14 protein-coding genes are annotated in these 12025 nt (G+C 54.6%); 10 read left to right on the top strand and 4 right to left on the bottom strand.

The window, feature by feature from the left end; all coding sequences use genetic code 11:
• Window positions 1-91: 91 nt before the first annotated feature.
• From ACTJJI_RS05865 to ACTJJI_RS05855, 3 genes are read left to right on the top strand one after another with little or no spacing between them, the layout of a single operon-like run.
• A complete protein-coding gene (locus ACTJJI_RS05865) occupies window positions 92-328 on the top strand; it encodes a DUF1656 domain-containing protein (protein ID WP_014831631.1) in 237 nt (78 codons plus the stop codon).
• Window positions 329-330: 2 nt separating this feature from the next.
• Window positions 331-1191 carry an efflux RND transporter periplasmic adaptor subunit gene (locus tag ACTJJI_RS05860; RefSeq protein ID WP_050859591.1) on the top strand — a complete coding sequence of 287 codons (861 nt, stop codon included), beginning with the start codon at window positions 331-333 and terminating at the stop codon, window positions 1189-1191.
• On the top strand, window positions 1191-3218 hold the full coding sequence (locus ACTJJI_RS05855) for an FUSC family protein (RefSeq protein WP_047362117.1): 2028 nt from the start codon (window positions 1191-1193) through the stop codon (window positions 3216-3218). Before ACTJJI_RS05860 ends, ACTJJI_RS05855 begins: the two co-directional genes overlap by 1 nt.
• Here the strand turns inward: ACTJJI_RS05855 and sodC are convergent.
• The 3 genes from sodC to ACTJJI_RS05840 form a co-directional block, all read right to left on the bottom strand.
• A complete protein-coding gene (gene sodC / locus ACTJJI_RS05850; protein WP_014831628.1) occupies window positions 3197-3715 on the bottom strand; it encodes a superoxide dismutase [Cu-Zn] SodC in 519 nt (172 codons plus the stop codon). The genes ACTJJI_RS05855 and sodC overlap by 22 nt on opposite strands.
• Before the next feature lie 81 nt (window positions 3716-3796).
• The gene (locus tag ACTJJI_RS05845) at window positions 3797-4693 is read right to left on the bottom strand and encodes an aldo/keto reductase (protein ID WP_014831627.1); all 897 of its coding nucleotides are present in this window, start codon (window positions 4691-4693) and stop codon (window positions 3797-3799) included.
• A gap of 48 nt (window positions 4694-4741) precedes the next feature.
• Window positions 4742-4981 (bottom strand): DUF1289 domain-containing protein, encoded by a 240-nt coding sequence (locus ACTJJI_RS05840; RefSeq protein ID WP_046887985.1) that lies wholly within the window; start codon window positions 4979-4981, stop codon window positions 4742-4744.
• Between the two features lie 148 nt (window positions 4982-5129).
• Here ACTJJI_RS05840 and eptA point away from each other — a divergent pair, with 148 nt between their 5' ends.
• From eptA to rnt, 5 genes are all read left to right on the top strand, one after another.
• Window positions 5130-6755 carry a phosphoethanolamine transferase EptA gene (eptA, locus tag ACTJJI_RS05835; RefSeq protein WP_440653390.1) on the top strand — a complete coding sequence of 542 codons (1626 nt, stop codon included), beginning with the start codon at window positions 5130-5132 and terminating at the stop codon, window positions 6753-6755.
• A gap of 41 nt (window positions 6756-6796) precedes the next feature.
• A complete protein-coding gene (locus ACTJJI_RS05830) occupies window positions 6797-7396 on the top strand; it encodes a TetR/AcrR family transcriptional regulator (RefSeq protein WP_440653388.1) in 600 nt (199 codons plus the stop codon).
• A 53-nt stretch (window positions 7397-7449) separates the two neighbouring features.
• Complete coding sequence (locus ACTJJI_RS05825) at window positions 7450-8547, top strand: alkene reductase (protein WP_046887905.1); 1098 nt, start codon at window positions 7450-7452, stop codon at window positions 8545-8547.
• A gap of 100 nt (window positions 8548-8647) precedes the next feature.
• A complete protein-coding gene (gloA, locus tag ACTJJI_RS05820; RefSeq protein ID WP_013096923.1) occupies window positions 8648-9055 on the top strand; it encodes a lactoylglutathione lyase in 408 nt (135 codons plus the stop codon).
• Between the two features lie 95 nt (window positions 9056-9150).
• Window positions 9151-9801 (top strand): ribonuclease T, encoded by a 651-nt coding sequence (rnt, locus tag ACTJJI_RS05815; RefSeq protein ID WP_046887904.1) that lies wholly within the window; start codon window positions 9151-9153, stop codon window positions 9799-9801.
• 43 nt (window positions 9802-9844) lie between these two features.
• On the opposite strand, the gene grxD is transcribed toward rnt, so the two are convergent.
• Complete coding sequence (gene grxD / locus ACTJJI_RS05810; RefSeq protein WP_003832760.1) at window positions 9845-10192, bottom strand: monothiol glutaredoxin 4; 348 nt, start codon at window positions 10190-10192, stop codon at window positions 9845-9847.
• A 338-nt stretch (window positions 10193-10530) separates the two neighbouring features.
• On the opposite strand from grxD, the gene ACTJJI_RS05805 reads away from it, so the two are divergent.
• The gene (locus ACTJJI_RS05805) at window positions 10531-11304 is read left to right on the top strand and encodes a C40 family peptidase (protein ID WP_014831621.1); all 774 of its coding nucleotides are present in this window, start codon (window positions 10531-10533) and stop codon (window positions 11302-11304) included.
• A 122-nt stretch (window positions 11305-11426) separates the two neighbouring features.
• The gene (sodB, locus tag ACTJJI_RS05800; protein ID WP_029882771.1) at window positions 11427-12008 is read left to right on the top strand and encodes a superoxide dismutase [Fe]; all 582 of its coding nucleotides are present in this window, start codon (window positions 11427-11429) and stop codon (window positions 12006-12008) included.
• The last annotated feature ends 17 nt before the right edge of the window (window positions 12009-12025 follow it).

Here is a 12025-nt window from a genome sequence, read left to right as displayed (position 1 = left end):
CTTAAAACTATGACTTACACTGAAAAGTGGTGTTTCATCTCATTAAGACAAGCCATCCCGGCATTCTGTTCACTGCAAAGGATCTCTGCTCGTGACGTTTTTTCATCGCTCAGAGGGGCTGCCCCTTCAGGACCTGATCTTCGGTGCATCAGTCTACTTTCCTCCCCTGTTTAAAGCCGTTCTGGTGGGCTTTCTGATCTGGCTTGTCGCCCATCGTCTGCTTCGCGACTGGATGTATTCTGGTGAGATCTGGCACCCCATGTTGATGGATCTCTCTTTGTTCGCCCTCTCCGTGTGTCTTGGTCTTGCCGTATTGATTGTGTGGTGACTATGCCCCTGAAAACGCTGAAGTACTTTTCCACCCTTTTTGTCCTGGCTCTGGCCCTGGTGGCCGGATGGTGGTTGTGGAATTATTATATGCAGTCCCCCTGGACACGTGACGGCAAAGTCCGCGCTGAGCAGGTCAGTATCACCCCGCAGGTATCGGGCAGTATTACGGCGCTTCTGGTTAAGGATAACCAGTTCGTTAAAAAGGGAGATGTTTTATTCCGCATTGACGATACCCCTTATCATATTGCGATCCTTAACGCCCAGGCACAGCTGGCTAAGGCCCAGACTGAGCTGGCAAAAGCGAACAACGAAGCCACGCGTCGTCGGCATTTATCACAAAACTATATCTCCGCCGAAGACCTGGATACCGCCAACATCAACGTCAAGGCGATGCAGGCCAGCGTCAATGTGGCTGAGGCAACGCTCAAACAGGCGCAGTGGGAACTGACGCAAACCGTGGTACAGGCCCCTGTCGATGGGTGGGTGACGAACCTCTCTGCCCGCGTGGGTAATTATGCCACCACCGGCCAACCGATTTTCGCGCTGGTCGACAGCCACTCGTTTTACGTGGTGGGCTATTTTGAAGAGACCAAACTTCGCCACATTCGGGAAGGTGCCCCTGCCACGATAACGCTTTATAGTGGCTCGCAAAGGTTACAGGGTCACGTGTCCAGCATTGGCCGTGCTATTTACGATCAGAGCGTTGAAACCGATTCGGGCCTGGTTCCCGACATCAAACCGAATGTCCCCTGGGTGCGTCTGGCCCAGCGCGTGCCGGTTAGGGTGGAATTTGACCACTTACCGCAGGGCTTAACGCTGGTTTCCGGCACAACCTGTACTGTCTCCATCGGAACACACTGATGAATGCCTTCTCCTGGCGAAACCTGCCGTGGATGAAAGCAACGCGCCCTCAGTGGCGCTACGCCCTGCGCAACGGCATTGCCATGTGCCTTGCGCTAAGCATTGCCTATTATCTGAACCTTGACGAACCTTACTGGGCAATGACCTCCGCGGCGGTCGTGAGCTTCCCGACCGTTGGCGGCGTGATCAGTAAAAGTCTCGGGCGCATCGCAGGCAGCCTGCTGGGTGCCACGGCGGCGCTGATCATTGCAGGCCATACGCTCAACGATCCGTGGCTCTTTTTACTGAGCATGGCGGCATGGCTGGGGTGCTGCACCTGGGCCTGCGCCCACTTTACCAATAACGTCGCCTACGCCTTTCAGCTGGCGGGCTATACCGCCGCGATTATTGCCTTTCCGGTGGTTAACGTTCTCGACACCACCGAGTTATGGGACATCGCCCAGGCGCGCGTCTGCGAAGTCATTGTCGGTATTCTGAGCGGCGGGTTCATGATGATGATCCTGCCCAGCACCTCTGACGGCACCGCGCTTATCACGGCGCTGAAGACCATGCATACCCGCTTGCTGGAACATGCGAGCCTGCTCTGGCAGCCGGATACTAACGATGAGATTCGCCTGGCGCATGAAAAGGTGATTGGTCAGATCCTGACCATGAATCTGCTACGCATTCAGGCCTTCTGGAGCCACTACCGTTTTCGCCGCCAGAACACCCTGCTGAACTATCTGCTCCACCAGCAGTTACGGATGACCAGTGCGATCTCCAGCCTGCGCCGGATGTTGCTCAACTGGTCAACGCCACCGGAAAACACCCGCGCCATCATTGAAACGCTGCTTGCGGCCCTTGCTAGCCCGAATGCCGACATCTACACGGTGGCCCGCATTATCGCCCCGCTCGCGCCGAAAGATGAGTACGATTATCGCCACCGCGCCTTCTGGCAGCGTCTGAACTACTTTTGCCGGTTGTACCTGCGCAGCAGTCGCTGGATCAAGGCCGTCGAAAATGCCACGCCAATAACGGAGTTCGCCGTCCCCAGTAGCCCGGCCCTGGCACGGCACACCGACTATCTGGAAGCGTTGTGGAGCGGTTTTCGGACCTTTTGCGCACTGACGCTGGTGGGCGCATGGAGCATCACCACGCAGTGGGAATCGGGCTCCGCCGCGCTCACGCTTGCCGCCATCAGTTGCGTGCTCTACTCCGTTGCCGCCTCACCCTTCAACTCGCTTACGCTACTGCTGCGCACGCTGGTGTTGCTATCGCTGTTCAGTTTTGTGGTCAAGTTCGGCCTGATGGTGCAGATAAGCGACCTGTGGCAGTTCCTGCTGTTTCTGTTTCCGCTGTTAACCACTATGCAGCTTCTGAAGCTGCAAATGCCCAAACTGGCGGGTCTCTGGGGTCAGCTGATTGTCTTTATGGGCTCGTTCATCTCGGTAACGAACCCGCCGGTTTATGATTACGCCGATTTTCTCAATGATAATCTGGCAAAAATCCTTGGCGTGGGTCTGGCGTGGCTGGCTTTTGCCGTATTACGCCCCGGCTCAGACGCACGCAAAAGCCGACGCCATATCCGCGAGCTTCGTCGGGGATTTGTCGATCAGCTCAGCCGTAAACCGCATCTGCGCGAGAGTGAGTATGAATCGCTGGTGTACCACCATGTCAGCCAGCTCAATAACAGCCAGGACTCGCTTTCGCGTCGCTGGCTGCTGCGCTGGGGAGTGGTCCTGCTGAACTGTTCCCATGTGGTCTGGCAACTTCGCGCATGGGAGACGCGGTCCGATCCGCTGTCGCAGGTGCGTGACGTGTGCATTTCCCTGCTTCGCGATGTGATGAGTGAACGTGGTGTTCAGCAACGCCCTCTGGAAGCGACGCTGACTGAGCTGCAGCGGATCTGCGACAGTCTCGCTCACCACCATCAGCCCGCCGCGCGTGATTTAGCGTCGATAATCTGGCGGCTGCACTGTTCCCTGTCACAGCTGGAACAAGCGCCACCGCCGGGGACGATTGGGGATCAGATCACCCCGCAGGCATAGCGTGCACCACCACCACCAAGCGGTTTCGGCTGATCGGACATATTGTCGCCGCCGACGTGGATCATTAACGCCTTGCCTTTCACCTCATCCAGCTTTTTAAGGCGAGGCGCAACCACGGGATCCGTGGCTTTACCGTCGTTATTCACCACCAGCACGGGTAGATCGCCCAGATGGCCCATTCCGTTCGGGCCTTCATGCTTACCGGAATGTTGTGGGTCAAGGTGGCCGCCTGCCGCCTCTGCTGCCGAGGCTTTACCCTCTTTTAACGCCGGCTGACAACTGCCCTTAGCATGAACATGAAAACCATGTTCGCCGGGAGGCAGGGCTTTGAGATCGGGCGCAAATTCCAGTCCTTTGTCGGTTTCAGTAATTTTCACTGTGCCGATGGACTGACCTACGCCCTGCGAGGTGACGAGATTCATTTCTACTTCATCGCTGGCTGCCTGCGCCCCTGCGCAAACAACCAGCGTGACCAGTGCCAGAGCAAAACGCTTCATATGACCTCCGCTGGTTATTTTTTGCCCCTTAAGTGTATACCAGGGGCAAAGATTTCACCGGAAAGTCACATTTTTACCGGTCTACGGTACGTCGTAACCGAGCGCAGCTTTGCGGATGCGGAACCACTGCTGACGGCTCATCTGCAACTCTTCCGCTGCCAGGGCAGAACGCACGCGTTCAATTTTACCGGAACCAATAATCGGTAGCGGTTTCGACGGCAGGCGCAGGATCCACGCGTAAACCACCTGTTCAATATTCTCAGCGTTCAGTTCACGGGCAATGGTTTCCAGCTCATTGCGCAGCGGCTGGAATTCATCGTCATTGAACAGACGACCGCCACCGAGGCAGGACCACGCCATAGGACGGATACGCAGCTGTTGCAGCTGATCGAGCGTACCATCCAGCAACAATGGCTGATGCACCGGGGAGATTTCCACCTGGTTGGTGGCCAGGGTAAAGGGCAGACGAGACTGCAGCAGCGCAAACTGCGCCGGGGTAAAGTTTGAGACGCCAAAATGACGCACTTTGCCGCTTTGATGCAGCGCCAGGAAAGCTTCAGCAACCTCATCGGCATCCATGAGCGGGTCGGGACGGTGGATCAGCAGCAGGTCGATATGATCCGTCGCCAGGTTCACCAGCGACTGCTCGGCGCTTTTGATGATGTGTGCGCTGTCGGTAATATAATGACCAAGGGCATGTTCAGGTTTTGCCGTCGTGGCAATACCGCATTTGGTGACAATTTCCATCCGCTCACGCAGCGCCGGAACCAGCTTGAGGGCTTCTCCGAACGCGGCTTCACACGCATAGCCGCCATAAATGTCAGCATGATCGACGGTGGTGATCCCTAAATCGAGGTGCTCCTCAATGAAGCTCGCCAGCTGCAGGGGGGACATATTCCAGTCCATCAGGCGCCAGTAACCCATCACAAAGCGGGAGAATTCTGGCCCCTGGGGGGCAAGGGTAATACGCTGAACCATAACATTTTCCTCAAGGAAGTGATGTCATGAGTATACGCAATTACCGTGTTAAAACAGTGAAGGTTGCTGGGGTTCTTCGGTTTCACCCGGCTTGTTTGCACGTATTTTGCGCAGAAACCGCTGGCGGCAGAGGCGAAGCACCTCCTGCTTTTGCGTGTCGCTGAAATGTTGCCAGTTAAACCGCTCGTCGCGGGTACGCATACACCCACGGCAATAACCGCGTTCATCCACCTGACAAATCCCCCGGCACGGGCTCTGGATGGGGAAAAACTCCAGCTGCTCTGCCACGCTCACCTCCAAATACCAACACTTACCTACAGTGAAGACGTTAAACGCCCCACGTGCAAGGGCTTTACCACAGTTTTGTGGCATTAAGGTTTCACTAATCTTCCCTCTCTATACTCGCCTCATCAATATGATGACAGGTTTGTTTTCGATGTGGTTAACGAAAAAGTTACAGTGTAACGATATAAAATTCACTCTGGGTTGTGCGCTTTTCTTCACGCTCTTAAACGCACTGTTTATTCAACGTAGCTGGGCCATTATTGCCCCGGTGCGGTTTCACGATATTCTCTTTGCCGCGTCCGTGCCGCTGGTGCTGTTCTGCGGCTGGGTGATTGTCTTCAGCCTGCTCAATATCCCCTTTATCCGTAAGCCGCTGCTGATCGTCTTAACTATCGGATGCGCCGCGGCCACCTATTTTATGTACACCTATGGTGCGGTTATCGATCAGAACATGATTGTTAACGTGTTCGAAACGAACTCCCAGGAGGCGACTGCGCTGGTCACGCCACAGATGATTCTGTGGATTGTCATTGCGGGACTGGTGCCTTCCGGGGTGTTAACGATGACGCGCATTCATACCGGAAAGTGGTGGTATGCCCTGCTGATGCGCGTTGCCGCCATGCTTGGCGCCCTGCTGGTGATCATCCTTGTCGCCGCCGTGTTTTACAAAGATTATGCGTCGCTGTTTCGCAATAATAAAAGCATCGTCAAGATGGTGACGCCGGCGAACTACGTCAGTGCCATGGTGAAATACAGCAAGATGCGCTGGTTTGCAGGCGACCAGACGCTGGTGCGTATTGGTGAAGATGCCCATAAGGGCCCACTGATTTCAGGTCAGTACAAGAAAACGGTTCTGGTGCTGGTGGTAGGTGAGGCCTCACGTGCCGCGAACTACTCGCTGAATGGTTATGGCCGTGAAACGAACCCGGAACTGAAAAAGCAGGATGTCATCAACTTCCTGCAGGCCACGTCATGCGGTACCGAAACGGCCGTTTCCGTTCCCTGCATGTTCTCCGGCATGACGCGCAGCAAATACGATGCTGACCTGGCGCATCACCAGGAAGGGTTGCTCGATGTGCTCAAACATGCGGGAATCAACCTGCTGTGGCGCGACAATGACGGCGGCTGTAAAGGTGCCTGCGACCGCGTACCCCATACCGATATGACCCAGTGGAACCTGGATCAGTTCTGCAAAGACATGTCCTGTATTGATGATGTGAACTTCTACCGTCTCGACAACGTGCTGGACGGCCTGAAACAGGACACCGTACTGGTGATCCACCTGATGGGCAGCCACGGCCCGGCTTACTATCACCGTTATCCGGACAATTTCCGCAGGTTCACGCCGACCTGCGATACCAACGAAATTCAGGATTGCGATCACCAGGCGCTGATGAACACCTACGACAACACCATCCTGTATACCGACAGTATGGTCAGTAAAACCATCGATGCGCTGAAAGCACGCCAGGCCAACATGAACACCGCGCTGATTTATCTCTCTGACCACGGCGAATCGCTGGGCGAAAGCGGAATTTATCTGCACGGTACACCGTATATGCTGGCCCCTGAGCAACAAACGCACATTCCGTTTATGTTCTGGTTATCACCGGACTATGCGAAAAACTTTGGAATCAACGCGCAGTGCCTGCGCGACTACGCAGCAAAAAATGCGGTTTCGCAGGACAACCTGTTCTCTACCGTACTGGGTATGATGGACGTGAAATCAACGGTTTATCAGCAGCAACTGGATATTCTGAACGCCTGCCGTCAATAAACTCACTTGCAATAGACCGAACGGTCTATTAGAGTTCGACCATGAACAGAAATACTGAACACGATACACGCGAACATTTACTGGCGACCGGCGAGCGGCTTTGCATGCATCGCGGGTTCACCGGTATGGGGTTAAGCGAGTTACTTAAAACCGCCGAAGTGCCGAAGGGGTCGTTTTATCACTACTTCCGATCCAAAGAGGCGTTTGGCGTGGCGATGCTGGAGCGGCACTATGCCAGCTACCATCAGCGCCTGGCGACCCATTTCGCCAGTGGCGAAGGTAACTATCGGGATCGTGTTCTGAATTACTATCAGGAAACCCTGAACCAGTTCTGTCAGCAGGGCATTATCAGCGGATGCCTGACGGTAAAACTTTCTGCCGAAGTGTGCGATCTCTCCGAAGATATGCGCGCGGCCATGGATAAAGGTGCCAGCGGCGTTATCGCCCTGCTGGCGCAGGCGCTTGAGAATGGCCGCCGTGAAAAAACGCTGGCCTTCTCCGGTGAGGCGTTAACCCAGGCGCAGGTCTTATATTCGCTCTGGTTAGGGGCGAACCTGCAGGCCAAAATTTCCCGCAGTGCCGTGCCGCTGGAAAGCGCACTGGCACATGTTAATAGCAGCATTACTGCGCCTGGCGTGTAGCAGGCGTTTTTATTTACTTAATTACTAGTCGACTGGTCTACTCAGGAGTCGTTATGTCAGCTGAAAAACTTTTCACCCCACTGAAAGTGGGCGCCGTCACCGCACCAAACCGCGTGTTTATGGCCCCACTCACCCGTCTGCGCAGCATTGAGCCGGGTGATATCCCAACCCCACTGATGGGTGAATACTATCGTCAGCGCGCCAGCTCTGGCCTCATCATCACTGAAGCGACGCAAATTTCCGCACAGGCGAAGGGATATGCCGGCGCACCAGGCCTGCACAGCCCGGAGCAGATCGCCGCGTGGAAGAAAATCACCGCCGGTGTTCACGCTGAAGAGGGTCGTATTGCGGTTCAGTTGTGGCACACCGGCCGTATCTCTCACAGCAGCATTCAGCCTGGCGGTCAGGCACCGGTTTCCGCGTCAGCCCTGAATGCGAATACCCGTACTTCCCTGCGCGATGAAAACGGTCACGCGATCCGCGTCGACACCTCAACGCCACGCGCCCTTGAGCTGGATGAGATCCCGGGTATCGTGAACGATTTCCGTCAGGCCGTGGCCAACGCCCGCGAAGCCGGTTTTGATCTGGTCGAACTGCACTCCGCGCACGGCTATCTGCTGCATCAGTTCCTGTCACCGTCGTCCAACCACCGCACCGACCAGTACGGCGGCAGCGTCGAAAACCGCGCCCGTCTGGTGCTGGAAGTGGTTGATGCCGTTTGTCAGGAGTGGAGCCCGGATCGTATTGGTATTCGCGTCTCCCCAATCGGTACGTTCCAGAACGTCGACAACGGTCCGAACGAAGAAGCCGACGCGCTGTATCTGATTGAAGAGCTGGCGAAACGCGGTATCGCGTATTTGCACATGTCCGAGCCGGACTGGGCCGGTGGTCAGCCTTACTCTGAGGCCTTCCGCCAGAAAGTGCGCGCGCGTTTCCACGGGGTGATCATCGGTGCGGGGGCCTATACGCCTGAGAAAGCCGAAGATCTGATTAATAAAGGGTTAATCGACGCCGTGGCGTTTGGTCGTGATTACATTGCCAACCCGGACCTGGTTGCCCGTCTGCAGCAAAAAGCAGCGCTGAACCCACAGCGCCCGGAAAGCTTCTACGGCGGCGGCGCGGAAGGCTATACCGACTACCCTACGCTGTAATCTCTCCGTTGTGCATTGATAGCGGCGGCCTTTCGCCGCTATACTAAAACATCGTTTCTGTTCAAAAAGATACTCTACTCCATTGGTTAATGAGGAAATTATGCGCCTACTTCACACCATGCTGCGCGTTGGCGATCTGCAACGTTCTATCGATTTCTACACTAACGTACTGGGTATGAAGCTGCTGCGCACCAGCGAAAACCCGGAATACAAATACTCGCTGGCGTTCGTGGGTTACGGCCCGGAAACGGATGAAGCGGTTATCGAGCTGACTTATAACTGGGGCGTCGACAGCTATGAGCTGGGCACGGCCTACGGCCACATCGCGCTGGAAGTGGACAACGCGGCAGAAGCCTGTGAACGTATTCGCAGCAACGGCGGTAACGTCACGCGTGAAGCGGGCCCGGTAAAAGGCGGCACCACCGTGATTGCATTTGTTGAAGATCCAGACGGTTATAAAATCGAGCTGATTGAAGCCAAAGACGCGGGTCGCGGTCTGGGCAACTGATCCTTCAGGGCGCACTATGCGCCCGTTGTTTTACTGCATCCCCCGCCAAAATTTGCCATAATGCGCTCTGCTTTTTTCCCTTGTAAGAGACCCTGATGTCCGATAACGCTCAACTTACCGGTCTGTGCGACCGTTTTCGTGGTTTTTATCCTGTTGTCATTGATGTCGAAACAGCCGGATTTAACGCTAAAACCGATGCGCTGCTTGAAATTGCCGCCATCACGCTGAAGATGGATGAACAGGGCTGGCTTACACCGGACACCACGCTGCATTTCCACGTTGAACCCTTTGAAGGCGCAAACCTGCAGCCAGAGGCGCTGGCATTTAATGGCATCGACCCGCATAACCCACTGCGCGGTGCGGTAAGTGAATATGACGCGCTGCATGCCATTTTTAAAATGGTGCGTAAAGGCATGAAAGAGAGTAACTGCAGCCGCGCCATTATGGTGGCGCATAACGCCACGTTCGATCACAGCTTTACCATGGCTGCCGCCGAGCGAGCCTCTCTTAAGCGTAACCCTTTCCACCCGTTTGTGACCTTTGATACCGCCGCACTGAGCGGCCTGGCGCTCGGACAAACGGTGTTATCAAAAGCCTGTATCACCGCCGGGATTGAGTTTGACGGCACGCAGGCCCATTCCGCTCTGTATGACACGGAGCGCACCGCAGAATTGTTCTGTGAGATCGTCAACCGCTGGAAGCGTCTGGGCGGCTGGCCGCTGCCGATGGGCGACAGCGAAGAATAAAAAAAGCGACCTCTTAAGGTCGCTTTTTTATTTGCGCAGAAAATTACTCCGCGTCAGGCTCTTCCGTTTTGTACTTCGCCGCCGTCTCTTTGATCAGCTGCTGCAGTTCGCCGCGCTGATACATTTCAATCAGGATATCGCAACCGCCAACCAGTTCACCGTCGACCCACAGTTGCGGGAACGTCGGCCAGTTAGCGTATTTTGGCAGCTCAGCGCGGATGTCCGGGTTCTGCAGGATATCAACGTAAGCAAAACGTTCACCACAGGCAGACAGCGCCTGAACCGCTTGCGCGGAGAAGCCACAGCTTGGCAGCTTCGGAGAACCTTTCATATACAGCAGAATCGGGTTTTCAGCGATCTGGCGCTGGATTTTTTCAATAGTGGTGCTCATGTCTTGCTTCCTTTAACTTCTGTTACGGCATTAGTCTGACATTGTAGCGGTTCAGACTGGCATCGGAAAATAACATTTTTGTCACGTATAGCTATTTTATCGCGAGTGGGGAAAAGTTGCATTGTAAATGGTGCTTAACCCTGCGGCAGGCAGGGTTTTGCTTAGGGCGTGAACAATTGTGCGACAAATCGATGAATTTTTTTGCACTTGCTAACGAAACAGGTTTTTAGATTGAAAAATGCTATTAACTTCTCGGGTTTTTATGGATTAGAATCGACGGGCTTTGTAAATCATACGCGGGTATTATTGATGACCTGCATTAATCAGGGGACTGCCCAGTGGCGCGGATAAATAAAATCTCGATCACGCTCTGTGCTTTACTGTTTACATCACTCTCTTTCACGCCAGCGGCAAACGCCTCTCAACAGGCGCGGCACTCTGCTGTGCAAAAAACGCATCTGGCAAAAACCACAGAACGTAAAAAAAAGACCACCAGTAAGAACGAAAAGAAAAAAACAACTGCTCAAACGAAAAAGACCGCCTCCAGCAAATCGAAATCAACATCTTCCCGCACTGCCCTCGCATCGAAACGTAAAGCCTCACAAACTGCTGCCAACCTCGTAACGGAAAAATGCACCACGCGCAAAGGGCATAAAGCCAAATGCACGAAAGTGACGAAAATTGCCGACGCGCATAAGGTTCGGGTACAGAAAGCGCAAAAAACGGCGATGAATAAGCTGATGGGGCAAATTGGCAAACCGTATCGCTGGGGTGGCACTTCTCCCCGCACCGGTTTTGACTGCAGCGGGCTGGTGTATTTCGCCTATAAAGATCTGGTGAAATTCCGCATTCCGCGCACCGCCAATGAAATGTACCACCTGCGCGACGCCGCCCCCGTTAACCGTGGCGAGTTGCAAAATGGCGATCTGGTCTTCTTCCGCACTCAGGGTCGCGGTACGGCTGATCACGTCGGCGTGTATGTGGGTAACGGGAAGTTTATTCAGTCGCCACGAAGCGGTCAGGACATTCAGATCACCTCGCTTAGCGAAGACTACTGGGTGCGTCACTACGTCGGCGCACGCCGCGTCATGACACCGAAAACCATCCGCTGAACCCTGCCCTGCCGTCACCACGGCAGGGTAAGTTCCTCTTTTGCATACCCTTTCAATTTGCTATCCTGTCCTTGTTGTCTGTGTGGTTATTGGCAACACAAAATACAATAAGGAGAGAAGCAATGTCGTTCGAATTACCTGCACTACCGTATGCAAAAGACGCCCTGGCACCGCACATTTCTGCGGAAACCCTGGAATATCATTACGGCAAACATCACCAGACCTATGTCACCAACCTCAACAACCTGATCAAGGGCACCGATTTTGAAGGCAAAACGCTGGAAGAGATCGTCCGCAGTTCAGACGGTGGCGTATTCAACAACGCTGCTCAGGTGTGGAACCACACCTTCTACTGGCACTGCCTGGCACCAAATGCGGGCGGCGAGCCGACCGGTGAACTGGCTGCTGCGATTAACGCCGCCTTTGGCAGCTTTGCGGAGTTCAAAGCGAAATTTACCGATGCCGCAATCAAAAACTTCGGTTCTGGCTGGACATGGCTGGTAAAAGAGGCCGATGGCAAACTGGCTATCGTCTCCACGTCTAACGCGGGTACACCACTGACCACCAGCGCGACTCCGCTGATGACCGTGGATGTCTGGGAACACGCGTACTACATTGATTACCGTAACGCGCGTCCTAACTACCTGGAGCACTTCTGGGCACTGGTTAACTGGGACTTTGTGGCGAAGAACTTCGCCGCGTAAGAGAGACGCAGAGGGGT

The sequence above is a fragment of the Enterobacter sp. 22466 genome, assembly GCF_052044775.1.
In the GTDB taxonomy this organism is placed as follows: domain Bacteria; phylum Pseudomonadota; class Gammaproteobacteria; order Enterobacterales; family Enterobacteriaceae; genus Enterobacter; species Enterobacter dissolvens.
The sequence above is the reverse complement of the archived record's forward strand: the minus strand, read 5'-3'. Positions and strand labels throughout refer to the sequence as shown.